Source organism: Cytobacillus sp. FSL K6-0129, from assembly GCF_038007625.1.
Taxonomy (GTDB): Bacteria; Bacillota; Bacilli; order Bacillales; family Cytobacillaceae; genus Cytobacillus; species Cytobacillus kochii.
The window spans coordinates 1,650,703-1,677,062 of the sequence record NZ_JBBOXM010000001.1 but is presented as its reverse complement, the minus strand read 5'-3'; the positions used below and the strand labels follow the sequence as shown (position 1 = coordinate 1,677,062).

Genomic DNA, 26,360 nt, shown 5'->3' with positions numbered 1-26,360 from the left:
TAGACAAAGGAGTTTAAATGATGGCTTTATCTTTCTTAAGAAAAAGCTTTTGTAATATAGTCATAGAGGATGATTGCATTCGCTATTGCCAAGTGAACAAGCGGCAGTTTCCCTATGGTACAAAGCTAGCAGTGAAACCTATTGCAAAAGGAATCATTGAAGAAGGAAAAATAATAGATGAAACGGGGTTATCCTTAATCCTCCAAAGCTGTGTGGAAGACTGGCAGCTTCATCGGAAAAAAGTTAGATTTATAGTTCCGGATGGACAAAGTGTTGTAAGGTCAGTAGTTATTCCTGATGAAGTGCCTGCAAAGCATATTCATGGATATTTGGATATGGAAATAGGGGCTAGCATTCATTTACCATTTCAACAACCAGTATTTGATTATCACCTCATGCCTAATAAAGAGGTGAATGAAGAGAAACGTGTGTTGTTAGTTGCTGCGGAGGAGACGCTCGTTCATCAGTTTGAACAAGTAATCGCTCAAGCTAATGTTTACCCAGAAGAAGCAGAGATCACAGCATTATCTTTATGGAGGTTGAGCGCCTATTTAGGATTAGCAGAGGATAATGAGAGTGTTGTTATCATTCATTTTGAAAAACAAGGTGTTCATATCTCTATCATTCATCATGGCATTCCTATGCTTGTTCATTATTTACCCTATGATGACAATATAGAATTAACCAATGATGATTATTTATTTACCGAAGTGTATCGTGAAGTGGATCGATTACAAGATTTTCATTTTTTCACCCTTCAACAAACCAATCATGCAACTACAAGTGTTTTATTAAGTGGTGAAAATATTATACATAGTTTTCAGTTGTTTTTAAGTAGTAGAATGACAAGCCGTATAGCTATTGTTGACGCTAGGAAAATAATGGATGATGAAACGATTGTACCTTCGATGAATAAGGTGCTGGGGTTAGCGTTAAAGGATGTGCTTTAAATGACGGTCAATATAAATTTGTTGCAAAAGCAAAAGCCTTTAGTTAACCCAACTTTTATAGTTATCTTGTTGGTCATCCTGCTGCTACTCTTAGCTTCGATTTTCGTAGGAGCCTACAAAATAAAAAGAAGTATCCAATCAAGTGAGGAAGAATTAGCGTATATACAAGTTGAAATAATAGAGCAAACAGAAATGTCGAATGAGAGAGAGCAATCACAATCGCTAGAAGAGTTAATGAATGCAACAACTTGGCTAGAACAAGAACGCGTGAATATCACCGGGTTTTTATCTGAATTAACAGCTCTTTTGCCAACAAGAGGCTATATTCTTTCGCTGCAGCTATCGAACAAAAATGAGGTTGAGATGCTTGTTCAATTTGATACACAAAGAGAAGCAGCTTATTTATTGCACAGTATTAAACAAGCTGATTGGTCTATAGATGCGTCTTTAGCAACGATTAATGAACAACAGGCAGCTGAAATGGAACGGTCTCGTTTTGAAGCAAGTTACTCCTTCACGTTTGATCCCTCTTATTTCTCAATTGTAGAGGAGGAAAAACGTTGACTGTGTTCAAAGGAAGTAAATATTGGTTGTTGGTAATTGTTTTATCCATGCTTATAACAGTTGTATTAACCTACGTTCTTTACTTATACCCACTCAAGTTAGAGGAATCGGCCATAAAAAAAAGGGTCATTACAGAAGAAGCACGGTTAAATAGCTTAAAGGAACAAGGCTCTTCCGCAACGGTATCACAGACAGAACAATGGGAAGATGCTCAACTACATCTACCTATCGAGCCATTAGAAGAACAGTTTTTATTATTATTAGATGAAGCGGCAACGGTCAATAAGATTCAGCTTACACAAATGGCCATTAATGTTGAAAGAGTTCATTCGGATGAGACGGCAAATAGTGAAACAATCAATGATATTTCGACAACATCAGAAGAAGGTATTGTTGAAGTAAAGTTGCCCAATGGATTAGAAAAGACCGTCATTAGCATGCACTTGCAATCTCAAAGCTATGAGGATTGGCTTTCATTCACAGAGGAATTACAGCATCTAGAGCGGTATACAACCATTGAATCAATCGAAATCACCCAGGTGAAAGATGGTATAAGAGACTACACTATGGTTGTATCAGTTTATCATTTTCCTACCGCTATTGATTTAAAAGAAAATGATCCTAAAATCGTCAATGATCAAGCTGCTGGCAAGTCCTATCCTTTTGAAGATAGAGACTGATGCCTTTCTTTGACAAAGTTTTTATCCATGATGGAATTTGACGAAATCATTCTGTAACAAGACGACAAAAGTCTTGTTATTTTTTTTTTCTCCTATGATAAAGTGATGAAAATAATAGTAAAAGGTAAGAGGGAGGGAAGTGGACAAAGATGGACAAGCATAATGGAAAGGCGAGAACAATCACAATAAAATTAAATCAGGACGGGCAACCGAAGCATAAAGAAGAAGGTGTAAAGGAGCAAGCGGCCACAAAGGAAAATGAAGCGGAGGATCAATTTGATTGGATTTTACCAAGTGGAGAAGAAGAAGTAGATTGGGAGAAAGAACTTGCAGATAGAGAAAAAGTGACGAAAAAGAAAAACAAATACAGTAAAAGCACAGCTAAGAAAAGTAGTTTTAAACAAATGAAATATCAATTAAACCCGTCGATGTTTTTTACCATTCTGTTTGCTGTTGTTATCGGAACGGGATTTGGGTTGGTAATGTTAAATGTTCTCGATAAAGGGGAAACGGCAGAAGGAGGCGCAGCAAGTTCCCAAGTAGGTGCATCAGGAGCAGTAACTGCGGGTAGTGAGACGGCAGAATTACCTGCTTTAGATACGTTTATCGTCCAAGGAGGTGTTTTTACTACCAAGGATAGTGCAGAGGGTATCGCTGCTTCGTATAAGGAAAAAGGCATTCCTACATTTATCCACCAGAATCAAGAACAATATACACTTATCATCGGAGTAGCAGCTACAAGTGAAGCGGCTAAGACTATGAGTACCCAATTAGAAGGTCAAGGTGCAGAAGTGTTTGCTAAAGAGTATACGATTGATGGTGCTAAGGTAGAAGGTTTAACTGCAGAAGAAAAGAAAATCTTAGAGCTCTCACCCCAAGTGTATCAATTATTGACAGGTGAAGCGTCCCCTGAACAAATTAATGCATATTCAAGTACGTTAAATGAGATTAATCAAGGACTGAACCATGAAGACCTAATAGCATTAAAGGATAAAATGCTTACTGCTCTAAAAGCTAATAACGGAAAGGACGCTCAACAGGCAGCCTTAAATTTCCTACAATCATATACGGTCATCGTTCAAACTTAAAAGTTTCTTAGTATATTATTTTCTGGGGAATAATTTAATTTTATTTCTAATTGAATCTATGAAACACTGATTTCACTGTCTATATTTATTTTTAGCAGATTACCTCTCTTTAGCTCGATTTTCTTCGGGCTATTTTTTGTGGGAAATTCATATTATTAGATGATTTAAAATTGTTAATAGGTGGATTGTTTGATACGATAGAGAAGTATCTCCCAATTTGAAATACGATGAAAGTAAGGTGAACCACATGCAAACACAAACCCTCATACTCGCTTCCACTTCTCCTCGTAGAAAACAGCTCCTTGAACAAATAAATTTATCTTTCAAAGTAAAAGGCAGTCATGTTGATGAGCAGTTTGAAGCCAATTTAAAGCCGGATGAAATTGTGCAAGAATTGGCGGAACGAAAAGCGAGAGCAGTCTACAATAACGAAAGTGATACTTTTGTTATTGGCTCAGATACGGTTGTTGTCCAAAAAGGCGAGGTTTTAGGCAAACCGATTGATGAAGATGAAGCGTATCTTATGCTTAAGAACCTATCGAACGGTACACATGAAGTGTACACAGGTGTAGCGATACTAACAGCTAATAAAATAACTCGTTTTTCTGTTGTTACAAAAGTTGAATTTTGGCCGCTTTCAGAAGAAGAAATCTATGCCTATATCCAAACGGGTGAGCCTTTTGACAAAGCGGGGGGCTATGGGATCCAAGGAATTGGTGCAACACTTGTTAAACAAATACACGGAGACTATTTTGCTGTGATGGGATTGCCTATTTCACAAACGATTAGAGAGTTGCGCAAAATGGGCTATTCACTTCCTCACCATTTGTTTGGATAATGAAAAAGGAGGAAAGGGATGCATACGGAAAGCTTAATGATTAAAGACTTCCCTCAAGATGAAAAGCCGAGGGAAAGGTTAATGCAGAGTGGACCAGAGAGCTTATCCAATCATGAACTAATAGCTATTTTATTGCGGACAGGGACAAAAAATGAATCTGTTTTGCAGCTGTCCAATCGCTTGCTAACAAAGTTTGATGGATTGCGTTTATTAAAGGATGCTTCCCTTAGCGAAATTACCGAAGTGAAAGGTATTGGCCAGGCAAAAGCCATTCAAATCATGGCAGCTGTAGAAATCGGCAGAAGAATGGCTAATTTAACCTTCGATGAAAGATACAGCATTCGTTCACCAGAAGATGCTGCTAATTATGTGATGAACGAAATGCGTTTTCTATCTCAGGAACATTTTGTTTGTCTTTATTTAAACACTAAGAACCAAGTTTTAAGCAAGCAAACCATTTTTATTGGTAGCTTAAATGCCTCTATTGTTCACCCACGAGAAGTGTATAAAGAAGCTTTCAGACAGTCTGCCGCCTCGATTATTTGTCTGCATAATCACCCCTCTGGCGATCCGACTCCAAGTAGAGAAGATATTGATGTGACGAAAAGGCTAACTGAATGTGGTAAAATAATTGGGATAGATATTCTCGATCATATTATCATTGGTGAAAAGAAATTTGTCAGTTTAAAGGAAAAAGGTTATATCTAGCACTATGTTTTTATTTGACGATACGATATAATATTGTTTATGATTTTTTAGGGGAAGTATAGTATTTTACCTATCATTTTTTTAAGAATGAGGGACTGTCAGATGCCCTATTAAATAAACCTTATTTTAAAAATCGTATAGTATCAGAAAGGGAGATACAGGAATGTTTGGATTTGGTACAAAAGACCTTGGGATAGATTTAGGAACAGCAAATACACTTGTGTATGTAAAAGGTAAAGGAATCGTTGTTAGAGAGCCATCGGTCGTGGCACTTCAAACTGATACGAAACATATTGTTGCCGTTGGGAATGACGCTAAAAATATGATTGGTCGTACACCGGGAAATATCGTGGCATTAAGACCAATGAAAGATGGCGTAATTGCTGATTATGATACGACAGCAACAATGATGAAATATTATATGAAACAAGCGAATAAAAATAAGGGCATTTTTTCAGGTAAACCGAATGTTATGGTCTGTGTACCATCTGGCATTACTGCAGTAGAAGAAAGAGCTGTAGTAGATGCAACTAGACAAGCTGGTGCAAAGGATGCATTTACCATTGAAGAACCATTTGCAGCAGCAATTGGTGCGAATTTACCTGTATGGGAGCCGACAGGAAGTATGGTTGTGGATATTGGTGGTGGTACAACTGAAGTGGCTATTATTTCTTTAGGGGGAATAGTTACAAGCCAATCAATCCGCATTGCTGGGGATGAAATGGATGATGCAGTCATTAATTATATCCGTAAAACTTATAATTTAATGATTGGTGACCGAACTGCTGAAATGATTAAATTAGAAATTGGTTCTGCTAGTGAAGCGGAAGGTGTAGAAAACCTTGAAATCCGTGGGCGTGATCTTTTAACTGGATTACCAAAAACAATTGAGATTACAGGTGATGAAATTTCAAAAGCATTAAAAGATACGGTATACTCTATTGTTGATGCTGTAAAAGTAACATTAGAAAAAACACCGCCGGAGTTAGCAGCTGATATTATGGATCGTGGCATTGTTTTAACAGGTGGAGGAGCGTTGTTACGCAATTTGGACAAAGTGATTAGTGAAGAAACAAAAATGCCTGTTCTTATTGCAGAAAACCCACTGGATTGTGTGGCGATTGGTACTGGCAAAGCATTAGATCATATTCATTTGTTTAAAAATAAATCTAAAGACTCTCGCTAAGAATAGTGACCTACAGAAAAATTAGGCATTAGTGGCCGTCATTAATGCCCTGTTTTTCAAGTTTTTTTATTGCATAAAATATAACAATCGAGGTGTTTAGCATGCCACAGTTCTTTCTGAATAAACGCCTGATTATTTTGCTTGTAAGTATCATTATTCTCGTATCGTTGATAGGCTTTTCTTTAAGAGAGAGAGATAGTGTTACATGGCCAGAACAGTTTTTAAAAGATATGACGGGATGGGTGCAGAACATTGTTGCCGGTCCAACACAGTACATTGCTGGTTTCTTTGAAAATGTTCAAGACTTGCAAAATACATATGAAGAAAATAAAGAACTGAAATCTAGATTAGATAAACTAGCATTTTTAGAGGCAGAGGTACAATTGTTAGAAAAGGATAATGCTGAGCTTCGTGAAATACTAGAAAAAGAAGATAGTCTAACCAACTATGAACCTATACAGGCTACAGTAATCGGTAGAAATCCTTTACGGTGGGAAGAAAAGCTTACCATAAATAAAGGAACCAGAGACGGTATCGAGGCAAATATGGCGGTTATTACAGCCAATGGACTCATTGGTAAGGTGAAAAGTGCACAAACCTTCACGTCCACGATTCAGCTGGTGAGTTCTAAAGATCCAACGAACCGTATTTCAGCTGTTGTTCAAAATGGTGAGAAAAAAGAAGAAACTTTTGGTTTAATTGAAGGCTACGATGAAAAAACAAAACGTTTGCTTATGACGAAGATACCTTATGATGCAAAAGTAGAAAAAGGGCAAATGGTAGTGACATCTGGTTATGGTGGAGTATTCCCTAAAGGCTTGCCAATTGGAAAAGTTGTTGAGGTTACACCTGCGGAATATGGCCTTACACAAACTGCATATATTGAGCCGAATGCGGACCTATATGACATTCAACATGTAATGGTAACGAAACTTAACAGCATTAATCCAGAGATTCAAGAAGAGCTTGAAGAATTAAATGAGGAGGAAGAAAGTTGAGAAAATATCTTCTCCCTCTCTTATTTATTTTCTTATTCGTCATTGAAAGTACATTTGCCCTTATGGTCGCTCCAACAGAGATGTTTGCAAATGAGAGATGGCTTATCCCTCATTTTTTACTTGGAGCGATTATGCTTTTAGTTATTTTTGGCTCGAGGAAGCTAGGTTTACTTTACGCTTTTATTTTTGGCTTGCTGTTTGACATTGTTTATACTGAAATTATCGGTATTAACCTATTTTTATTTCCAGTTGTCACTTATATTGTGTATCAACTAATGAAGATCTTACAGAATAATCTTATTGTGACGACAATCATTACACTTTTTGGTGTAGCATTAATGGAGCTAGGATCTTTCGGGGTCAACTATATTATTAGTATTACAACAATGGGATTCTCGGATTTTATCTTTATGAGATTCATTCCAACACTTATATTGAACCTCATTTTTATCGTCATAGTCATTTTTCCATTGAAGAAATATTTTGAAAGATATGTTGAACGACTATCGTTATAATGTTAAGTCTGTTCTAGTCAATAATGAAGAAAAACGAAGAAATAAAGTTGAATGACTGTTTGCAGGCAACTTTAGAAACCGGTTATCCGGTTTCTTTTGCCATATAATTATTCTTTTCAACCAGAGTGAAGATTGAGTTTGCAAGAAAAAAGGATTTTGCAAACTGATGTCGAATTTATTCCTACAATATGTATTGAGAATCAGAATGAGGCGAGATAACAGAATGGATCTGTTCTTGTCTTTCTTGAGGTGAACATCTTGAAATGAATAAAAGACAAAATGTAACGATGAAGGGCACAAAGGATGGGATTACACTCCATCTTGATGATGCCTGTTCTTATGAGGAACTTAAAAAAGAATTAAATCATAAATTAATAGAGAGTAGTAAAAGTCAAGAAGATAAATTGATATCTGTCCTTGTACATACAGGTAATCGCTATTTAACCTCCTCTCAAGAGGAAGAGATAAAAGAGTTAATCAGGCAAAAGAAAAATCTTGTTGTGGAGTCTGTGCTTTCTAATGTACTGACAAAGGATGAGGCTGAAAAGCAAAAGCAAGCAAATGAAATCGTCTCTATAACAAAAATTGTTCGGTCAGGTCAAGTGATTGAAGTCCCGGGGGATTTATTGCTCATTGGAGATGTAAACCCTGGAGGAACAGTAAGAGCTGGTGGCAATATTTTTATTATGGGCGAGCTAAAAGGAATTGCACATGCGGGTTACTATGGTAACCAGGAGGCTGTGATATCAGCTTCTATTATGAAACCGACACAGCTTCGAATTTGTGATAGTATCACTCGTGCGCCTGATGAAAAACAAGATGAAAACAGTCGCGAAATGGAATGTGCTTATATGAATGAAGAGCAGCAAATCATTATCGACAGACTACAAGTATTGGTACATGTAAGACCAAATATATCGAATTTGCAAGGGGGATTCTAGAGTGGGAGAAGCGATAGTCATTACATCCGGAAAAGGCGGCGTTGGTAAAACAACAACATCTGCAAATATTGGTACAGCATTAGCCCTGCAAGGAAAAAGAGTGTGCCTTGTGGATACAGATATTGGACTAAGAAATCTTGATGTTGTTATGGGCCTTGAAAACCGTATTATTTATGATTTAGTGGATGTAGTTAAGGGGCGTTGTAAGATGCAGCAAGCCCTTGTGAAGGATAAACGCTTTGATGATCTTCTTTATCTCCTGCCTGCGGCACAAACAAGTGATAAGAATGCGGTTGACCCGGACGAAATGAAAATATTAATAGACGATTTAAAGCAGGATTTTGATTATATTATTATTGATTGTCCTGCTGGGATTGAACAAGGCTATCGTAATGCCGTTTCAGGAGCAACAAAAGCGATTGTTGTAACTACACCAGAGGCAACAGCGGTACGCGATGCCGATCGCATTATCGGGTTGTTAGAGCAAGAAGATCATATCGAACGTCCAAGGTTAGTTATTAATCGTATCCGACCACAACTTATGAAAAACCGTGATACGATGGATATTGATGATATTACGAGACACCTCGATTTAGAATTATTAGGCATTGTAGCGGATGATGATCAAGTGATTCGGGCGACAAATCAAGGAGAACCCATCGCAATGGATCCAAATAATATCGCCTCTATTGCTTATCGAAATATTGCCCGCAGAATTCTTGGCGAGTCTGTACCACTTCAACAACTTCAAGAAGAGAATACCGGTGTTTTTACAAAGATAAAGAACTTCTTCAAAGTAAAATAACAAATGAAATCCTTAGTGATCTGTTGTCACTAAGGATTTCTTAATATTTGTCATGGGAAAAGAAATAGGACTATGGAATATTCTGCTGATAGTAATACAGCAAACGGTCCAAATGCACCATCCATGAATAAGCCATTCAATTGCAGAAATGTAAGCTTTTCATCAAAAAGCGACGTATAGTCAATTACCCCAGTTAGTACCCCTATCTTCTTCTATAGAAAGCACTCTAAGAGCACGATCATTCATAATAAAAGGTTTCACTATCAATAGTCTAAGAGTAAACACAGATATAATGATCATTTATAAGTAGGTAGCTTTCCAACTGCATCTAGGTGTTTGACAACATAAAAAATACTTCTCCCTTATCTATCTGTCATACTTAAAAACCTCACATCATAGACTTGTACAAATGCTGATGAATAGGTGGGAAGTTATGATGAGCTCAAGAGCTGATGATATAAGAAAACGGATGGCTAAAAGAAAAAAAGAGATGGAGAAGAATAAGCCTGTTCAAAAAAAATCGAAAAAAATGAATTGGTTGCAAGATGAGGAGAGGCATGGATTTGACCAACTTCCCTCATATGATAGTCCACCTCCTAAAGATTCAAATACGAATCACCCTTTATTTAAAAAGGAGGTTTTTCTATTTAAAGTGCTCGTATCAGCCTGCTTATTCCTCATAGTAGCCATTATGTTTAAAAATGATGGAGCAATTTTTGAAAAGCCGAAAGCCTTTGTTGTAGAGGCAATGGATAAGAATTTTCAGTTTGCTACTGTTATTAATTGGTATGAAGAGCAATTCGGACAAACCTTTGCCCTTTTGCCAAAGCAGAAACAGACAGAAGAATCTGTTGAGGAAGCGCAACCAAGCTTACCAGCAACAGGCAAGGTATTACAAGCGTTTGAGCAAGATGGACAAAAAATTTCGATTGAAACAAACATGGGTGAAAAAGTAGAGGCTGCAAATGGAGGAGTCGTTGAATTTATTGGCGAAAAACCTGGGTTTGGACAAACCGTTATCATTCAGCATGCCGATCAAAGTCAATCTTGGTATGGCAATTTAGCTGAAATTGATGTAAAGGCATATGACTATGTTGAAAAAAGTGCAGAAGTAGGAGAAGCGGCTACTAAAGAGGATGGGAAAGGCTTGTTTTATTTTGCCATTAAAAAAGGGGATGACTTTGTTGATCCTTCACAGGTGATTCCTTTTGAATAAATGGATATTACTTTTTAAGCAGATACGTATCCATCCTTTACTCTGGTTGGTAGTCGGATTAGCTGTTATCACTTCTCATTTCAACGAGCTTTTTCTTTTACTATTGATTATTTTTGTTCATGAAATAGGACATGCTGTGGCCGCACAGTTTTTTTCTTGGAGAATAAAAAGCATTGTGTTACTTCCATTTGGCGGTGTGGCAGAGATGGACGAACATGGTAATCGCCCATTAAAAGAAGAGTTAATGGTAATTTTAGCAGGACCTATACAGCATGTTTGGATGATTGCTGCTGCCTTCCTATGTTTTGAATGGCAGCTAATCACACCTGAGTACTTTTCATTGTTTGTCCAGTATAACTTGATGATCTTACTTTTTAATTTGCTTCCGATTTGGCCATTGGATGGTGGGAAATTAGTCTTTTTGTATCTGTCTTATTTTTATGCATTTGGTGATGCACATAGGAAGGCGTTGCAGCTGTCTATTTTTATGCTCATATTGTTTTTAATTGCTTCTCTTTGGATTCTCCCTTTTAATATTAATATTTGCATCATCCTTGCATTCTTACTTTTTTCCTTATACTATGAATGGAAACAGCGCAGATATATATTTATGCGGTTCTTATTGGAACGATACTATGGAAAGCATAGTGAACTACGTAAATTAAAACCGTTAGTCGTTCAAGAATCTGAACCAATCATGAAAGTGCTCGAGAAATTTCAACGAGGTTGTAAACACTCGATTATTGTTGAGACGGGGAATAAAGAAAAGAGTGTGCTAGATGAAAATGAGTTATTACATGCGTACTTTGCGGAAAAGAATGTGTCAGCTCAAATAAGTGACTTAGTGTATGTTTATTAGAAGCGAGGAAAGTAGAATTGAAAAGATTAGTGATCAATACAATAAATAGAGAAAAAAGGTATGCCTTGCTCGATCAAAATGAAGTTGAAGAATTCTATATTGAACCATTACAACTCGAAACAAAAGTAGGGAATATCTATCTAGGCATAGTTGAAAAGGTTATGCCAGGGTTAAATGCACTCTTTGTCAATATTGGTGAAGAAAAGAGTGGCTTTTTGCATAAGGATAAATTGCAAAGTTATGCACTTGAAGATGATGATAAGAAGGAAAAACGTAACCTTTCTTCTTTTGTCCATCAAGGGGAAAGGTTACTTGTACAAGTAGAAAAGGATCAAACGGGAACGAAAGGACCAAGGTTAACGGGGATCGTAGAATTGCAAGGCAATTATATGGTCTATTTGCCGTATGGGAACTATCTTGCTGTATCGAAGAAAATTACTAATCAGAGTGTCAGAGAACAGTTAAAGCAAAACTGTGCAAGGTTGCTCGAAGCCAAGGAAGGGCTAGTAATTAGGACTGCTGCGAAAGATGTTGATATGGCTGTACTTAAAAAAGAATTAACGCAATTGCGTGTAAAATATCAGCAACTCTATGCCGCCTCTCTCTTAATAAAAAGACCCGGTGTTATTCAAACGGAAGATCAATTTTTACATAAAGTACGTCAAGTCATACAAAAAATGAAGAGTGGGGAAGTAATTGTGGATGATACTACTGTCAAAAAGCAGTTACAGCCTAAAGACAATGTCACATTTCACCTTCATACGGATCAAGAAGCTATCTTTACTTCCTATGGTCTTGAACGTGAAATTGAAAAAGCATTAAAAAGAATTGTATGGTTAGATAATGGTTCTTATCTGATTTTTGATGAAACAGAAGCGTTAGCTATTATTGATGTGAACACAGGTAAATTTTCTGGAAAACACCAATTGCAAGATACGGTCTTAAAAACAAATGAATTAGCGGCAAGGGAGGTAGCGAGACAAATACGTATCAGGGACCTAGCAGGAATGATACTAATTGATTTTATTAGTATGGAAAAAGAGCAGGATAGAATACATATTTTATCTGTGATAAAAGAGGCGCTAGCTACCGATGAAAGACAAATAAAAGTAATTGGATTTACACCTCTTGGTATTTTACAATTGACGAGAAAGAAAACGAAGGTGTCTCTTTCTGAAGCTTTACAGGAGAATTGTACAGTTTGTCATGGGACGGGTAAGGTATTGCGCGCAGAAACGGTTGCCTTTCGCTTAGAGAGAGAATTGTGGTCGTATCGCACCCGTGATGAGGAAGCGGTTCTTATAGAAGTGACAAGGGATGTCGTTGCTGTATACACTAAAGAGGAGTTACAGCAATTAGAAGAGAGCTGTGCGAAACACCTTGTTTTCGATTTCATCGATCGCCCAAAACCAAGCTATCAAATAAAAAGATTTGGTCCATTGAAAGAAATGCAAGTGTAATCGTATTGACAGTACAGTATGTGTATGATAACATTTTGATGTTATGTTTGTAGCGCCCATGCTACAACCGCGCAGAAAAGGTCATTAAGCTTCTGCTTTGGCAGAACACCTGGGATGGCGAGTCTTAGTCTTAAGAGGAGGTGCAGTTATGTACGCAATTATTGAAACTGGTGGTAAGCAAATCCGTGTAGAAGAAGGTCAAACAATCTACATCGAAAAGCTTAACGCAGAAGCAGGCGAAACAGTTACTTTTGAAAAGGTTCTTTTCGTAGGTGGAGACAGTGTGAAAGTTGGAAGCCCAGTTGTTGATGGTGCTTCAGTTACGGCTAAAGTTGAAAAACAAGGTCGTGCGAAGAAAATCACTGTATTCAAATACAAAGCAAAGAAAAACTATCATAAGAAACAAGGTCACCGTCAACCGTACACTAAAGTCGTGATTGATAAAATCAACGCATAAGGTTGATGATTGATGATTGATGTAAGCATTCATCGTAATCGTTCTGGACTCATACAATCATTTGAAATAAGTGGTCATGCCCTGTTTGCTAATAATGGTGAGGACATTGTCTGTGCAGGTGCATCAGCTGTTTCAGTTGGGTGCGTTAATAGCATCCATCAGTTAGCGGGAGTTACTCCGCATATTCAAATGGAATCTGGACTATTATCCTGTATTCTTCCGAGCAATCTTGCTCAAGATATAGAAGAAAAAGTCCAATTATTGCTTGAGGGTATGGTTGTCTCATTGCAAACGATCGTTGAGAACTATCCGGAAAATATAAAAATAACCTTCAAACAGTAGGAGGTGGATTTCATGCTATTAAAATTAGATCTTCAGTTATTCGCATCTAAAAAAGGAGTAGGTTCTACAAAGAACGGACGTGACTCAATCTCTAAACGCTTAGGCGCTAAGCGTGCAGATGGTCAATTCGTTACTGGTGGTTCTATTCTTTACCGTCAACGCGGTACGAAAATTTACCCAGGTGTAAACGTGGGTAAAGGTGGAGACGATACTCTTTTCGCGAAAGTGGACGGAGTTGTAAAATTTGAGCGTCTTGGACGTGACCGTAAGCAAGTTAGCGTATACCCTGCAGCTCAAGAAGCATAAGATTGAGTGGAGAACTCTAACCATTAATGGTTAGAGTTCTCTTCATGTCATTCATCCCACATATATCTCCTCAAACTGTCCTCTTTTGATAAAAGTCCGCTACTTTTTATGCATTTCTATTGATGGAACCTTAAATATAGGGGCAGATTTAAAAATTCTTACCTTTCTTTTTGCTAAGATACATACGGCTATGGTTTTTTTTTGTTATACTAACACCATATCAATGTAATGGCTGAGGACCATAAAAGAAGATGTAGGAGTCAATTATGGAAAAAGATTGGGATATTGTTGAAGTGCTACGTCATGCAAGGCATGATTGGTTAAATAAAATACAACTAATTAAAGGCAATTTAAGCTTAAATAAGGTGGAACGGGCAAAAGAAATTATTGATGAAATTGTTGTGGAGGCGCAACAAGAGGCAAAGTTATCAAACCTACAAATGCCTCAATTTGCTTCACTTTTATTTACGTACAATTGGCGAAATCCAAAATTTCAATTAGAGTATGACGTTTATGAAGTATTCAAATGTGATCAACTGGATGATAAAAGTTTAACTGATTGGACAAGATCTTTTTTCTCTTGCTTAAATGATGCTGTACAGCCATTTGCTGATAATCATTTATCTATATCAATTAATCCAGAAAAGCAGGGTGTCCGTTTCTTTTTTGATTTTAGTGGAACAATTACTTATATGCAGCAGATTCGCTTATTTTTACTAGAGCAATCAACAAGTATGGGGCTTACAGTGAGACGCTTAACAGAAGATGAAATATCATTTGATTTCTTTGTTCTTTTTGAAGAGAAGTAAAATGGATTTATTTAATAGTAAAAAGCTAGTCAGTAAAAGATATTATAAACAGCGAGAGTCAAGGGTGTTCATATTCATGTGCATCTTTTGAATAGGAGGAAGTAGATCTTATGTTTGTCGATCAGGTCAAGGTGTATGTAAAAGGTGGCGACGGTGGGAACGGAATGGTAGCCTTTCGTCGTGAAAAATATGTTCCTAAAGGCGGTCCAGCTGGTGGGGACGGTGGTAAGGGCGCGAATGTTGTCTTTATTGTTGAAGAAGGTTTAAGAACGTTAATGGATTTTAGATATAAACGACATTTCAAAGCGGAACGTGGTGAGCATGGAATGTCTAAAAATCAGCATGGCAGAAATTCGAAGGACATGATTATAAAAGTACCGCCGGGAACTGTGGTTACAGATGCTGAGACTGGTGAAGTAATTGCGGATTTAACTGAGCATGGCCAACAGGCAATTATAGCAAAAGGTGGCCGTGGAGGTCGTGGAAATTCACGGTTCGCTACACCTGCCAATCCTGCACCGGAGTTATCAGAACATGGAGAGCCAGGTCAAGAGAGAGAAGTTATGCTTGAGTTGAAATTGCTTGCAGATGTAGGGCTAGTTGGATTCCCAAGTGTTGGTAAGTCGACTTTACTTTCTGTCGTTTCTGCAGCTAGGCCGAAAATTGGCGCGTATCATTTTACGACAATCGTTCCTAATTTGGGTATGGTAGAAACAGAAGATAATCGTAGTTTTGTCATGGCTGATTTACCTGGGTTAATTGAAGGTGCTCATTCTGGAGTGGGCCTGGGACATCAATTTTTAAGACATATTGAACGTACACGAGTAATTGTTCATGTGATTGATATGTCAGGAATGGAAGGCAGAGATCCTTACGAAGATTATGTGACGATCAATAATGAATTACAGGAATATAATTTACGTTTAACAGAACGTCCACAAATTATTGTAGCTAACAAGATGGACATGCCTGATGCAGAAGAACACTTAGCGGCATTTAAGGAGCAGCTTGAAGAAGAGTATCCAATTTTCCCGATCTCTGCAGTTACAAGGTCTGGATTACGTGAGCTACTATTTGCGATTGCAGATAAGGTAGAAGAAACACCAGAATTCCCACTTGAACATGAAGAAGAGGATACAGGAGTTCACCGTGTACTTTATAAACATGAAGCAGATCAAGTAGAATTTACGATTACAAGAGATTCAGCTGGTGACTTTATTGTGTCTGGTGATGCAGTTGAGAAATTATTTAAGATGACTGATTTTAGCAGAGATGAATCGGTTAGACGTTTCGCCCGTCAATTAAGAGGGATGGGTGTAGATGAAGCATTACGCGAAAAAGGTGCAAAAGACGGGGATATCGTCAAGTTATTAGATTATGAATTTGAATTTATTGACTAACCTTAAAATATCAATGAGGTGAAAGATGAAACAGGATAAATTAGATAAAAAATTCTTCCTTGTCCGAGAAGATGTATTGCCTGAGGCTATGAAAAAGACTTTGGATGCAAAAGAAATGATTGAAAGGGGAAAAGCAGAATCTGTCTGGGACGCTGTCCATAAAGTAGATTTGAGTCGCAGCGCATTTTATAAATATCGCGATACTGTTTTTCCTTTTCATACAATCGTGAAGGAAAGAATTATTACATTGTTTTTTCATTTGGAGGATCGTTCGGGCACATTGTCACAATTATTAAGTATTGTGGCTGGATCAGGTTGTAACGTATTAACCATCCATCAAACCATTCCGATTTTAGGTCGTGCCAATGTCACCTTGTCACTAAATGTTGCTGATATGGCGGTAGGAATCGATCATTTATTATCCGATTTAAGGAAACTAGAATTTGTAGATAAAGTAGAAGTATTAAGTTCAGGCGCATGAGTTAAAACTCTTGCGTCTTATTCATTTTAAGAAAGAGGGTTATTATACCTAAAATGAATCACTCAAACAGCTTAGTAAAATAAAATGGTGAAGTTTCAAACATACATGTAGAAACGAGTCAGAGGCAATGAAATAATAGGCAAGTCAAACCGTATTTGTTTACTCATCGACAGCTCATATAAACTATCTCGATTTTAATAAGAAAGATATCTTATAAAAAAGATAAAAACCTCTTTTACATCCATAAACTAAAGTGTTAAAGTATAGTATAATGAGTTTTTTCATAATTCAAATTTGTTGTGGCTACATAGAATGAAGCTACTGATGAAAGGTGTTCACAATGAAAAAAATAGGCTTCTTAGGACCAGTTGCTACTTTTACAGATATAGCCGTTCGCGGGTTATTTCCAGAAGATAGAGCAATTCCACAAGCAACCATTCCTGCTTGTTTAGATTCTTTAGCAAATGATGAAATTGATTTAGCTGTTGTACCAATTGAAAATGCATTAGAAGGATCAGTTAATATTACTTTAGATTATTTAGTTCATGAGGCACTTTACCCAATTGTGGGTGAAATGACCATCCCTATTAGACAACATTTACTTATTCATCCTAGCCAAAAACTAGAAGATATTCAAACGGTATATAGCCATTCTCATGCGATTGCTCAATGCCATCGCTTCCTACATTCGACTTTAAAAGCTGTTGAACTTGTTAATATGACATCAACGGCTGCAGCTGCAAAATATGTAAGTGACCATCCTGACGAAAAGGTTGCTGCAATAGCAAATGCTTTAGCAGCAGAAGAATATCAATTAACCATTGCTCACCAAGATATTCATGATTATTCACATAATCATACACGGTTTATTGTAGTGGCAAAGCAAGATTGTCACCTCAAGACAGCGCAGAAGTCAAAAGGATATAAGACAACTGTTATGGTCTCGTTACCTGATGATCGTGCTGGAGCACTTCACCAAGTGCTATCCGCCTTTTCATGGAGAAATTTAAATTTATCAAAAATCGAGTCAAGACCAATGAAAACAGGATTAGGGAATTATTTCTTTATTATTGATATCGACCAGAAAATAGATGATGTCCTTATTCCGGGCGTAAAGGCGGAATTAGAGGCATTAGGTTGCAAAGTGCAAATTTTAGGTAGTTATCCTTCATATCAACTCGGGAAAATAGAAGAATTGACTCATAAATAACAAAAAAGAAAGTAGAGTACATGCTCTACTTTCTTTTTATAAAGTACCATTTCCTAGCAAGTATTATGTATCTATTTCGATAAGAAATCCTGATTTTTTCAATGCCTCTTCTGCTTCGTCAAGCTTTGCTTCACTGCTGCTCGTAATCGTGTGTAAATGAATCCCACCTGTTAATTCTGATAAATAACTAGATTGAGTAGAATGAATTTTCTTCATAAACTGTTTTACTTCTTTGCGGTCAGAAACCATAATAGATGCTGTCAAATCACCATATACTGGATGCTCGATTGTGACATCTTTTACGGTGACCCCATGATCAACAAGTAAGTTTAACTCTTCTTCAGTTTGTTCAGGTGAATGGTTACTAGCTATTGTTCTTGTAGCTACCGGATGTGGTGAAGTATGATTTAACCTTAAGTATCCTTGACTTGTGGCAATAATTGGTTCGCTTCTTGCTTTTAACAGTGTAATATCACCAACGATTACTTGTCTGCTTACATGGTACTTTGCTGCTAGTTCACTACCTGTAATAGGCTCTTCACTTTCCTTCAATAATTGTAGTAGTTTCATCCGTCTGTCTTCTCCAAGCACCTTTTTTTGTTCGCTCATTCTTAATCCCCTCTACTATAACCATAATCAATAATTTTACCATAGGAAACCAGTATAAATAAAGTTATCCCATGCTTTCCTTTATTGTTGCTAGCAATTCGGCAAGTGCGATTAATTGTTCTTTCGAGGTTTCTGTTCCAGTAGATATTCTGAAAAATTCTTTCGCCGCTTTTCCATTAACACCGATGGCAGACATAGCTGAGGATGGCAATTGCGCATTGGTCGCACAAGCACTACCAGTAGCAATGCAAAAGCCTTTTCGGTTCGCTTCTAACATCACATACTGTCCCTCAATTCCAGGTATTCGCATCCCTATAGTAGATGGGATTTGTCTTTCTTTTGGTGCCTCATAAATAATAGAGTCAAAATGGACACAATGAGTGATGAAAGCTTGGCGAAGGATTTGTGCGTGCGTTCTTGTTTGTTTCCATGTTCTCATACTTTCATCTGCAGCTATTGTCATAGCGACTATAGCTGGTAGATTGACTGTACCTGGCCTCAATCCCTTTTCATGTGAAGTATTTGGTAGTAAGCCACGGATGGGATGTGCAGGATGTATATAGGCTAAACCGGCTCCTTTTGGTCCGTAAAATTTATGGGCAGATATTGCAAGACTATCAACGACTTGGCTCACAGGAGTGATATCTACTTTCGTAAAGGAATGGACACAGTCACAATGAAGGTAGATTTGATGAATTTTACATAATGCGCTTATTTCCTCGATTGGTTGGATTGAACCAAGTTCACTATTGGCATGTTGAATAATAGCAAGAATGGTATCTGGCCTAATAGCGGCCGCGAATTGTTTAGAATCAATTTGACCATTATGATCAAATGGTAGATAAGTCACCTCATAACCATTATCTTCAAGTATAGATAAAAAGTTAGAAATAGAAGAATGCTCAGCTAATGTGGTAATAATATGTCCTTTTGTATTCGTTAAGGTTAAAAGAGATCGGATACAAATAAGGTTACTTTCCGTCCCTCCACTCGTAAAATAAATTCCACTACTCGGTACATGTAGAAAAGAAGCTAGCGTCAAACGGCATTGTTCCAGTAAATCATGTGCCAGACTGCCTATATCATGAAAGCTTTCTGTGTTTCCATAAAATTCAGTAGCAGTTCTTACATATGCATCAGCCGCTTCTTTTGATAAGGGGCAAGTGGCGGCATAGTCTAAGTAAATCATAAATGGCTTCATTCCTTTGTTTTTGATAGAAGGGGATGTATGAAGGTCTTATCCATCATCATCTGTATTCATTTCTAGGCTTTAACCTAATTATTACAAGTAGGGAAATAAATATTGTTAAAAACTCTTGTCATCAGTTTAAATCTGTGTAAATATAAGTGTCAAGACATATGTTAATTTTACCTGTATAGTTTACTGTCAGGAGGATCACAATGAAAAGTTTAGATGTGGTTATTATTGGGAGTGGTGTAGCTGCTCTTCAATTAGCACAAAAAATTCGTAATGATTTGCATGTGATAATTATCACAAAGTCAGATATGAGAAGTAGTAATTCTTATTTAGCACAAGGAGGGGTTGCTGCTTCGCTCAGTAAAGAGGATGATTGGGCCCTCCATTTACAAGATACTTTGAATGCTGGACGCTATCACAATGAGGAACGGGTTGTGGAAGCTTTAACAAAGGAGGCACCTGATTTAATTCATGAGTTAAGTGCACTAGGCTTTCCATTTGATGAGAATACAAACGGGGAATTATCACTTGGGTTAGAAGGAGCGCATTGTAAAAAAAGAATTGTGCATAGTGGCGGCGATGCGACGGGGAAGCATCTTGTTGATTTTATGATCAGTCAATTACCTAAACATATTGAAGTAATAACAAATGCATTTGTTTATGAGCTTCTCGTTAAACGGAAAATTTGCTATGGCGTAAAAGTGAAAAAAAAAGACGAAACCCATATCATTTTCGCCAAACATGTGGTTTTAGCAACTGGTGGGTGTGGTCAGTTGTTTCAATATACATCTAATAGCCCTGTTGTTACCGGTGATGGTTTAGCTCTTGCACATCGGGCAGGGGCTATATTAACGGATCTTGAATTTATTCAATTCCATCCGACTTTATTATACGTGGGTGGTGAAACGAAAGGTCTTATTTCTGAAGCTGTTCGTGGGGAAGGTGGCGTTTTAGTTGATGAACAAGGAATTTCGATAATGAAGGGAGTTCACCCACTTGAGGATTTGGCTCCGAGGCATATTGTCGCTCAAGAAATTTATCAAACTATGAAGCAAGGTAGAAAAGTTTATTTAAATATCCAGCAGGTGGCACGATTCACTACTCGATTTCCGACTATTAGTAAATTATGTGAAGCTAATGGTGTTAATCTTGAAGATCAATTAATACCAGTTTCGCCTGGTGCCCACTTTCTTATGGGTGGGGTCAAGACGAATGATAGTGGCGAAACAAGTATTGCTCATCTTTATGCAATGGGGGAAGTGGCAAGGACGGGCGTGCATGGAGCAAATCGTTTAGCTAGTAACTCTCTTTTAGAAGGTTTGTATTTTGGTAAAAAAGTAGCTCAGCAAATAAATAAGAGTAAGGATCATGACGTAGGTAAAAGAAGCGATTATCGTTTTGAAATTAAGAAAGAGAATATCCAAGGAAGATTACCTGCAAAAGAAGATATTCAAAACCGAATGATGGAATATGTTGGCATAGTAAGGAATAAGGCCAACTTACAAGATCAGTTACGTTATCTCAATCATTTTCATCTCCCACAATCATTAGATTATCTATCACAAGAGGAAATTGAAATCGTTTTTATGATGGAAATATCAAAATGCATTACGAAATCAGCCCTTAAACGGAATGAAAGTAGAGGGGGACATTTTCGTGAGGACTTTCCAATTGAAATGGAAGAATGGATGAAAAAAGAAATTAAGTATGAAAAGAAAGGTGATCATGATGAATACATTGAAACTTCGCAAACAATTAGAGCATTACTTCATTGAAGATATTGGTGAAAGAGATGTAACGACAGAATTGATCTTTGGAGAACACGAAAGAGGTGCAATTACTTTTCTAGCGAAGGATACAGGTGTGTTTTGCGGTAGAGAGATCATAACGACAGGCTTTCCTTTGTTATCTAATGAATGCCATTTTGAATTCTTCAAACAGGAAGGTGAGTGGTTTAATCAAGGGGAAGTCTTACTTAAAGTATATGGGCCAATCTCAGCACTTTTAAAAGGAGAGCGTGTAATTTTGAATTTAGTGCAACGAATGTGTGCAATCGCAACGAAAACAAAGAAAGCGGTTGCTTTATTAAATAGCACACATACACGTATTGTCGATACAAGAAAAACAACACCTGGATTAAGAATGCTTGAGAAATATGCAGTTCGAACAGGTGGTGGTTATAATCACCGCTACGGATTATATGATGCGGTCATGATTAAAGATAATCATATAAGCTTTGCAGGCTCGATAAGTAAAGCAGTAGAAAGTGTGAAGTCAAAGATTGGACATATGGTTAAGATAGAGGTCGAAATTGAGAGTATAGCGCAATTGAATGAAGCGATTACTGCTGGCGCAGATGTCATTATGTTTGATAATCGTACACCTAATGAAATAAAAGATTGGTTAACTTATGTGCCGAAAGGTGTTATAACCGAGGCATCAGGAGGTATCCGTTTAGAGGAACTTCATAAGTATGGACAAACAGGTGTTGACTATATTTCGATTGGTGCTTTAACACATTCAGTTTCCGCACTTGATATTAGTGTGAGAATGTCTATGATAGAGAAGGAGAAGCGAAATGAATCTATTTGACACGATTGAAAAACAAACGATACTACCAGAAAAATATCGTTCTTTATCTAATGGGCAGTTAGAAAATATTGTGCGTCGCGTGAAGGGTACCTTTGGAGACAAGTTGTATATTCCAGGCCACCATTATCAAAAAGATGAAGTGATACAATTTGCTGATAGTACAGGTGATTCATTAAAATTAGCACAATTTTGTGCGCAGAATACCCGAGCTGAGTTTATCGTGTTTTGCGGTGTACATTTTATGGCAGAAACAGCCGATATCTTAACAACTAAAAATCAAAAAGTCTATTTACCAGATATGAGAGCGGGCTGTTCAATGGCTGATATGGCTAATATCCATCAAACAGAAAGAGGATGGGAGCTATTAACCGAGCGATTTGGGGAGACCATTTTACCGCTTACTTATGTAAATTCAACAGCTGCCATTAAATCATTTGTGGGTGAACATGGTGGAGCGACCGTTACTTCTTCCAATGCAGAAGAAGTGGTAAAATGGGCGCTCCAACAAAAGGAAAGGATTTTGTTCTTGCCGGATCAGCATCTTGGCAGAAATACAGCCTATAAGTTAGGTATTGCTTTAGATGAAATGGCAGTCTGGGATCCGATTCAACATAGATTAGAATTTGATGGAGGAAATGAGCAGATCAAAGTGATTTTATGGAAAGGTCATTGCTCAGTGCATGAGAATTTTACAGTGAGGAACATCGAAGATATACGAAAAAACAGACCAGAAATGAAAATCATTGTTCATCCTGAGTGTAGAAGAGAAGTTGTTGAGCGGTCTGATATGGATGGTTCTACGAATGATATTATTCAGGCAATCGAAAAGAGTAAGCCAGGTTCTCAGTGGGCAATTGGCACTGAAATGAACTTAGTAAATCGTCTCATTCAATCACATCCAGATAAACAGATTGTTTCATTAAATCCACATATGTGTCCATGTATGACAATGAATCGCATTGATTTAATGCATTTGGCATGGAATTTAGAAATGTTGGAGAAAGGTGAGCCCATAAATCAAATCAAGGTTGATGATCAAATCGCTGCAGGAGCAAAACAAGCTTTAGCACGCATGTTGGTAATAAAATAAATTGAAATAAGGCTACCTTTCATTAGGTAGTTTTTTTTATGGGTGAATCAAAAAATGTTGCTGTGGACAAAAAATCATTTCATAAGTCTGTTCAGAATTTTCATTAAAAAAATCCTTTTTTTGTGCTTTCCTTTAATGTTTATCATAATTTTCATGATTTCTGCATAAGTTTTTTTGAAGATTATTAGCAATTTGCCCATTCCTTCATAGAATATATGGACTCGTCGAGAAGTAGGTATGAGCCCGCACGTATTTATAGGTGTTAGGCAGCTACTTTTTATCCCGATTCGTTATAATCATTGATGGTATAAAGCTCTCATCAATGAAAGTTTGTTTTGTATAGGAGGGAACCAGCGTGAAAATCCATATCGTTCAAAAGGGTGATACCCTATGGAAGATTGCGAAGAAGTACGGCGTGAATTTCGAAGAGCTTAAAAAGATGAATACTCAGTTAAGTAACCCTGATATGATTATGCCGGGTATGAAAATTAAAGTACCAGGAGCAGGTGGGATGATTAAGAAGGAAGCACCCCTATCAGGAACAAAGATTAACGTAGGCTCTAAAAAAGAAATGCCAAAAGAGATGCCGAAAGAACAGGTAAAGAAGGAAGAAGTAAAGAAAGAAGCAGTAAAAAAAGAAGTGAAAAAACCGTATAAACCTAAAATGCCTAAACAAATCCTGCCGGATATCGATATAAACAACTACTATATGATGAATTTCGAAACACAAAAGCCGTTAAAACCTGTTCAAGAGCAAAAACCTTTAAAACCTGTTCAAGAACAAAAGCCGTTAAAGCCTGTTCAAGAACAAAAGCCGTTAAAACCTGTTCAAGAGCAAAAACCTTTAAAACCTGTTCAAGAGCAAAAACCTTTAAAACCTGTTCAAGAACAAAAGCCGTTAAAGCCTGTTCAAGAACAAAAGCCGTTAAAGCCTGTTCAAGAGCAAAAGCCGTTAAAACCTGTTCAAGAGCAAAAGCCGTTAAAGCCTGTTCAAGAGCAAAAGCCATTAAAACCTGTTCAAGAACAAAAGCCATTAAAACCTATGCCGCAATTACCACCAAAACCAACCAATATCTTACCTAAGTCGACTGAGGCATCACAATCTCCTTCTATTAAAGGGAAGGAGCAAATCCAAGGAGGTTATGATCAACTTATGTATCCTTATAACCCTAATATGTTCCAACCTGGCATGCAACAGCCTTACTATCCTCAAAATCAAGGTGCTTACAACCCCTATCAGCAACAAGGTATGGTAGCGGGTGTAGAGAGTCCGAATTATCATGAAGAAAGTTCTTCATATATGTCACCATATCAAAATCAACAACAGGCACAACTGTCGCCACAAGTAGGAGGTATGTACGACCAGCAAGCACAACTTCCGCCACAAGTAGGAGGTATGTACGATCAGCAAGCGCAACTCCCGCCGCAAGTAGGAGGTATGTACGATCAGCAAGCACAGCTCCCGCCACAAGTAGGAGGTATGTATGATCAGCAAGCACAGCTCCCGCCGCAAGTAGGAGGTATGTACGATCAACAAGCGCAGCTCCCTCCACAAGTGGGCGGTGCTTATGATCAACAAGCACAGCTCCCGCCGCAAGTGAGTGGTGCCTATGATCAACAAGCACAGCTTCCACCACAAGTAGGAGGAGCGTTTGATCAGCAATTACCGCTACAACCGACTTATATGATGCCGGCGATGCAGCAGCCTTGCTATCCATGCCCGCCACCATGTCCACCGCCATGCCCGCCACATCATATGATGCATCATCATGGTGTAATGCCGTTCTATCCACAGGTGCAAGGTGTGAGTGAGTCAGGAGAACAATTACCGTTAAGTCCAAGTCAAAGCCAGATGCCGTTAAGTCCTAGCCACAGTCAAATGTCAATGCCTCCAACTGTAGCAGGAACACAAGATTGTGGGTGTGGTGGCCCTCAATATCAAGCACCGATGAATCAGGGTTTTGGCTATCCTTATAGTCCGATGCCGCACCATGGTTCCCCATATGGCTATGCACCAATGGGTGGCGCACAACCGTTTGGAATGCCAAGAGGCTATGATGAAAGCAGTGACTTCGAAGGATAATGTTAAAGGAGACGATCATCATAATCGTCTCCTCTCCTATTTACAAAAGCAAATACCATGGACCATATTAGAAATTAATCAAATCAGGCAAAATGTTTTTAAAGTAGAAACAAACCACACACCATTTATATTAAAAGGGTTTCGTTCTTATCATAAGTTTAAACTTCAAGAAACATTTACCTCTTCATTAATAAAGGAGGGGTTTGTTCATACTTATTCCTTTCTTCCTTTAGCAAAGGATCCACCGTTATTTTTCGATGGAATTTATTTTGGATGCTTATTTTATATCCTCCCTTCTGAACAGCCTTTTACTTACCAAAACGAAACCAACCGTAAAGAAGGGTTAGATCTCATTGACAAATTTCATCATGTCTCAAAAAAATTAAAGGATCGTTATGTTACATTATTGTCCCCCCACCACCAGCGAGATAAATGGAGAATTCGGACTGTGCAATTCAAAAAAAATGAAAGTATTTTAAAGTATTTTATACCAAAAGAGATAATGGCTGAATATTTAGCATGGGCAGATTGGTCTTTATCTGGTATGGGGGGAAAAGAACAGACAATTGAAGCGAATGAAGTGATACTTCACGGTGATGTGGCTCATCATAATTTTATTCGCGATGATAGTAACCAATTATTTTTAATTGATTTTGACTTAATATCCATTGGCCAAAAGGAATATGATTATTTACAGTACGCAAACAGAATTTTGCCAACGCTTGATTGGGAGTTAAATGAAATGGAGAAGTTCCCTCAATTAAAGGAACTCACTACTAGTAACCAATCTTTGTACGCTCTCTCTTATCCAACTGATGTCTTTCGGGAGTGGAACAGGTGTATTCGAGAACGAACCTATATTTATCCAAAGAAAATGCGACCATTATTATCCTTAACCATTGATCAATTTCAGAAAAGGAAATTATTTGTGGAAGAGCTGAAAAAAAGAATAGATGGATAAATCTAATTTGTATG

General features: G+C 37.6%; 28 protein-coding genes and 1 other annotated feature. Of the genes, 26 read left to right on the top strand and 2 right to left on the bottom strand.

Features of this window, described 5'->3' with window-relative positions; genetic code table 11:
• Positions 1-20 precede the first annotated feature (20 nt).
• From pilM to pheA, 21 genes are all read left to right on the top strand, one after another.
• Positions 21-950, top strand: a complete 930-nt coding sequence (gene pilM / locus MHI57_RS08285) for a type IV pilus biogenesis protein PilM (RefSeq protein ID WP_157733923.1) — start codon at positions 21-23, stop codon at positions 948-950.
• The gene (locus MHI57_RS08280) at positions 951-1,514 is read left to right on the top strand and encodes a hypothetical protein (RefSeq protein ID WP_095372396.1); all 564 of its coding nucleotides are present in this window, start codon (positions 951-953) and stop codon (positions 1,512-1,514) included.
• Positions 1,511-2,194, top strand: a complete 684-nt coding sequence (locus MHI57_RS08275; RefSeq protein ID WP_095372397.1) for a hypothetical protein — start codon at positions 1,511-1,513, stop codon at positions 2,192-2,194. Before MHI57_RS08280 ends, MHI57_RS08275 begins: the two co-directional genes overlap by 4 nt.
• A gap of 149 nt (positions 2,195-2,343) precedes the next feature.
• Positions 2,344-3,282 carry an SPOR domain-containing protein gene (locus tag MHI57_RS08270; RefSeq protein ID WP_095372398.1) on the top strand — a complete coding sequence of 313 codons (939 nt, stop codon included), beginning with the start codon at positions 2,344-2,346 and terminating at the stop codon, positions 3,280-3,282.
• A gap of 247 nt (positions 3,283-3,529) precedes the next feature.
• Positions 3,530-4,120 carry a Maf family protein gene (locus MHI57_RS08265; RefSeq protein ID WP_095372399.1) on the top strand — a complete coding sequence of 197 codons (591 nt, stop codon included), beginning with the start codon at positions 3,530-3,532 and terminating at the stop codon, positions 4,118-4,120.
• An 18-nt stretch (positions 4,121-4,138) separates the two neighbouring features.
• Complete coding sequence (radC, locus tag MHI57_RS08260; RefSeq protein WP_095372400.1) at positions 4,139-4,828, top strand: RadC family protein; 690 nt, start codon at positions 4,139-4,141, stop codon at positions 4,826-4,828.
• A gap of 163 nt (positions 4,829-4,991) precedes the next feature.
• Complete coding sequence (locus tag MHI57_RS08255) at positions 4,992-6,014, top strand: rod shape-determining protein (RefSeq protein ID WP_095372401.1); 1,023 nt, start codon at positions 4,992-4,994, stop codon at positions 6,012-6,014.
• A gap of 101 nt (positions 6,015-6,115) precedes the next feature.
• Positions 6,116-7,012, top strand: a complete 897-nt coding sequence (mreC, locus tag MHI57_RS08250; RefSeq protein ID WP_340975764.1) for a rod shape-determining protein MreC — start codon at positions 6,116-6,118, stop codon at positions 7,010-7,012.
• Complete coding sequence (gene mreD, locus MHI57_RS08245; protein WP_095372403.1) at positions 7,009-7,527, top strand: rod shape-determining protein MreD; 519 nt, start codon at positions 7,009-7,011, stop codon at positions 7,525-7,527. The genes mreC and mreD overlap by 4 nt, the downstream gene beginning before the upstream one ends.
• Before the next feature lie 263 nt (positions 7,528-7,790).
• Positions 7,791-8,468, top strand: coding sequence for a septum site-determining protein MinC (gene minC / locus MHI57_RS08240; RefSeq protein ID WP_224935852.1), 678 nt, complete (start codon positions 7,791-7,793; stop codon positions 8,466-8,468).
• 1 nt (position 8,469) lies between these two features.
• The gene (gene minD, locus MHI57_RS08235) at positions 8,470-9,273 is read left to right on the top strand and encodes a septum site-determining protein MinD (RefSeq protein WP_095372405.1); all 804 of its coding nucleotides are present in this window, start codon (positions 8,470-8,472) and stop codon (positions 9,271-9,273) included.
• Between the two features lie 433 nt (positions 9,274-9,706).
• On the top strand, positions 9,707-10,489 hold the full coding sequence (locus MHI57_RS08230) for a M23 family metallopeptidase (protein WP_307312739.1): 783 nt from the start codon (positions 9,707-9,709) through the stop codon (positions 10,487-10,489).
• Complete coding sequence (locus MHI57_RS08225) at positions 10,482-11,348, top strand: M50 family metallopeptidase (RefSeq protein WP_095372407.1); 867 nt, start codon at positions 10,482-10,484, stop codon at positions 11,346-11,348. Before MHI57_RS08230 ends, MHI57_RS08225 begins: the two co-directional genes overlap by 8 nt.
• Positions 11,349-11,365: 17 nt before the next feature.
• Positions 11,366-12,808 (top strand): Rne/Rng family ribonuclease, encoded by a 1,443-nt coding sequence (locus MHI57_RS08220; RefSeq protein WP_340975761.1) that lies wholly within the window; start codon positions 11,366-11,368, stop codon positions 12,806-12,808.
• A 55-nt stretch (positions 12,809-12,863) separates the two neighbouring features.
• Positions 12,864-12,943 (top strand) — a sequence feature (ribosomal protein L21 leader region).
• A 13-nt stretch (positions 12,944-12,956) separates the two neighbouring features.
• On the top strand, positions 12,957-13,265 hold the full coding sequence (rplU, locus tag MHI57_RS08215) for a 50S ribosomal protein L21 (protein WP_095372409.1): 309 nt from the start codon (positions 12,957-12,959) through the stop codon (positions 13,263-13,265).
• A gap of 12 nt (positions 13,266-13,277) precedes the next feature.
• A complete protein-coding gene (locus MHI57_RS08210) occupies positions 13,278-13,607 on the top strand; it encodes a ribosomal-processing cysteine protease Prp (RefSeq protein WP_095372410.1) in 330 nt (109 codons plus the stop codon).
• Between the two features lie 12 nt (positions 13,608-13,619).
• A complete protein-coding gene (rpmA, locus tag MHI57_RS08205; protein ID WP_009333115.1) occupies positions 13,620-13,913 on the top strand; it encodes a 50S ribosomal protein L27 in 294 nt (97 codons plus the stop codon).
• 266 nt (positions 13,914-14,179) lie between these two features.
• On the top strand, positions 14,180-14,722 hold the full coding sequence (locus tag MHI57_RS08200) for a sporulation initiation phosphotransferase B (RefSeq protein WP_095372411.1): 543 nt from the start codon (positions 14,180-14,182) through the stop codon (positions 14,720-14,722).
• A 110-nt stretch (positions 14,723-14,832) separates the two neighbouring features.
• Complete coding sequence (obgE, locus tag MHI57_RS08195) at positions 14,833-16,122, top strand: GTPase ObgE (protein ID WP_095372412.1); 1,290 nt, start codon at positions 14,833-14,835, stop codon at positions 16,120-16,122.
• Between the two features lie 25 nt (positions 16,123-16,147).
• Positions 16,148-16,603, top strand: coding sequence for an ACT domain-containing protein (locus MHI57_RS08190; protein ID WP_095372413.1), 456 nt, complete (start codon positions 16,148-16,150; stop codon positions 16,601-16,603).
• Positions 16,604-16,943: 340 nt separating this feature from the next.
• Positions 16,944-17,813 carry a prephenate dehydratase gene (gene pheA, locus MHI57_RS08185; RefSeq protein ID WP_307312752.1) on the top strand — a complete coding sequence of 290 codons (870 nt, stop codon included), beginning with the start codon at positions 16,944-16,946 and terminating at the stop codon, positions 17,811-17,813.
• Positions 17,814-17,876: 63 nt separating this feature from the next.
• On the opposite strand, the gene MHI57_RS08180 is transcribed toward pheA, so the two are convergent.
• Both MHI57_RS08180 and MHI57_RS08175 read right to left on the bottom strand, forming a co-directional pair.
• Positions 17,877-18,422, bottom strand: coding sequence for a transcription repressor NadR (locus MHI57_RS08180; protein ID WP_095372415.1), 546 nt, complete (start codon positions 18,420-18,422; stop codon positions 17,877-17,879).
• 64 nt (positions 18,423-18,486) lie between these two features.
• Positions 18,487-19,611, bottom strand: coding sequence for an IscS subfamily cysteine desulfurase (locus MHI57_RS08175; RefSeq protein WP_340975753.1), 1,125 nt, complete (start codon positions 19,609-19,611; stop codon positions 18,487-18,489).
• A gap of 212 nt (positions 19,612-19,823) precedes the next feature.
• On the opposite strand from MHI57_RS08175, the gene nadB reads away from it, so the two are divergent.
• From nadB to MHI57_RS08150, 5 genes are all read left to right on the top strand, one after another.
• Positions 19,824-21,395, top strand: a complete 1,572-nt coding sequence (nadB, locus tag MHI57_RS08170; protein ID WP_340975752.1) for an L-aspartate oxidase — start codon at positions 19,824-19,826, stop codon at positions 21,393-21,395.
• A complete protein-coding gene (nadC, locus tag MHI57_RS08165) occupies positions 21,349-22,212 on the top strand; it encodes a carboxylating nicotinate-nucleotide diphosphorylase (RefSeq protein WP_095372418.1) in 864 nt (287 codons plus the stop codon). Before nadB ends, nadC begins: the two co-directional genes overlap by 47 nt.
• Positions 22,199-23,302, top strand: coding sequence for a quinolinate synthase NadA (nadA, locus tag MHI57_RS08160; protein WP_095372419.1), 1,104 nt, complete (start codon positions 22,199-22,201; stop codon positions 23,300-23,302). The genes nadC and nadA overlap by 14 nt, the downstream gene beginning before the upstream one ends.
• 355 nt (positions 23,303-23,657) lie before the next feature.
• On the top strand, positions 23,658-25,385 hold the full coding sequence (safA, locus tag MHI57_RS08155) for a SafA/ExsA family spore coat assembly protein (protein ID WP_340975749.1): 1,728 nt from the start codon (positions 23,658-23,660) through the stop codon (positions 25,383-25,385).
• Positions 25,360-26,346, top strand: a complete 987-nt coding sequence (locus MHI57_RS08150) for a phosphotransferase (protein WP_095372421.1) — start codon at positions 25,360-25,362, stop codon at positions 26,344-26,346. Before safA ends, MHI57_RS08150 begins: the two co-directional genes overlap by 26 nt.
• Positions 26,347-26,360 lie beyond the last annotated feature (14 nt).

Excerpts from the sequence above, each read along its gene's own strand:
- MHI57_RS08210 (WP_095372410.1), top strand. The coding sequence starts at position 13,278 with ATGATTGATGTAAGCATTCATCGTAATCGTTCTGGACTCATACAATCA.
- MHI57_RS08270 (WP_095372398.1), top strand. The coding sequence starts at position 2,344 with ATGGACAAGCATAATGGAAAGGCGAGAACAATCACAATAAAATTAAAT.
- pheA (WP_307312752.1), top strand. The coding sequence starts at position 16,944 with ATGAAAAAAATAGGCTTCTTAGGACCAGTTGCTACTTTTACAGATATA.
- minC (WP_224935852.1), top strand. The coding sequence starts at position 7,791 with ATGAATAAAAGACAAAATGTAACGATGAAGGGCACAAAGGATGGGATT.
- MHI57_RS08280 (WP_095372396.1), top strand. The coding sequence starts at position 951 with ATGACGGTCAATATAAATTTGTTGCAAAAGCAAAAGCCTTTAGTTAAC.
- MHI57_RS08265 (WP_095372399.1), top strand. The coding sequence starts at position 3,530 with ATGCAAACACAAACCCTCATACTCGCTTCCACTTCTCCTCGTAGAAAA.
- MHI57_RS08200 (WP_095372411.1), top strand. The coding sequence starts at position 14,180 with ATGGAAAAAGATTGGGATATTGTTGAAGTGCTACGTCATGCAAGGCAT.
- MHI57_RS08190 (WP_095372413.1), top strand. The coding sequence starts at position 16,148 with ATGAAACAGGATAAATTAGATAAAAAATTCTTCCTTGTCCGAGAAGAT.
- mreC (WP_340975764.1), top strand. The coding sequence starts at position 6,116 with ATGCCACAGTTCTTTCTGAATAAACGCCTGATTATTTTGCTTGTAAGT.
- nadC (WP_095372418.1), top strand. The coding sequence starts at position 21,349 with ATGAATACATTGAAACTTCGCAAACAATTAGAGCATTACTTCATTGAA.
- rplU (WP_095372409.1), top strand. The coding sequence starts at position 12,957 with ATGTACGCAATTATTGAAACTGGTGGTAAGCAAATCCGTGTAGAAGAA.
- pilM (WP_157733923.1), top strand. The coding sequence starts at position 21 with ATGGCTTTATCTTTCTTAAGAAAAAGCTTTTGTAATATAGTCATAGAG.
- nadA (WP_095372419.1), top strand. The coding sequence starts at position 22,199 with ATGAATCTATTTGACACGATTGAAAAACAAACGATACTACCAGAAAAA.
- MHI57_RS08150 (WP_095372421.1), top strand. The coding sequence starts at position 25,360 with ATGAAAGCAGTGACTTCGAAGGATAATGTTAAAGGAGACGATCATCAT.
- rpmA (WP_009333115.1), top strand. The coding sequence starts at position 13,620 with ATGCTATTAAAATTAGATCTTCAGTTATTCGCATCTAAAAAAGGAGTA.
- MHI57_RS08230 (WP_307312739.1), top strand. The coding sequence starts at position 9,707 with ATGATGAGCTCAAGAGCTGATGATATAAGAAAACGGATGGCTAAAAGA.
- nadB (WP_340975752.1), top strand. The coding sequence starts at position 19,824 with ATGAAAAGTTTAGATGTGGTTATTATTGGGAGTGGTGTAGCTGCTCTT.
- MHI57_RS08255 (WP_095372401.1), top strand. The coding sequence starts at position 4,992 with ATGTTTGGATTTGGTACAAAAGACCTTGGGATAGATTTAGGAACAGCA.
- radC (WP_095372400.1), top strand. The coding sequence starts at position 4,139 with ATGCATACGGAAAGCTTAATGATTAAAGACTTCCCTCAAGATGAAAAG.
- obgE (WP_095372412.1), top strand. The coding sequence starts at position 14,833 with ATGTTTGTCGATCAGGTCAAGGTGTATGTAAAAGGTGGCGACGGTGGG.
- MHI57_RS08180 (WP_095372415.1), bottom strand. The coding sequence starts at position 18,422 with ATGAGCGAACAAAAAAAGGTGCTTGGAGAAGACAGACGGATGAAACTA.
- MHI57_RS08175 (WP_340975753.1), bottom strand. The coding sequence starts at position 19,611 with ATGATTTACTTAGACTATGCCGCCACTTGCCCCTTATCAAAAGAAGCG.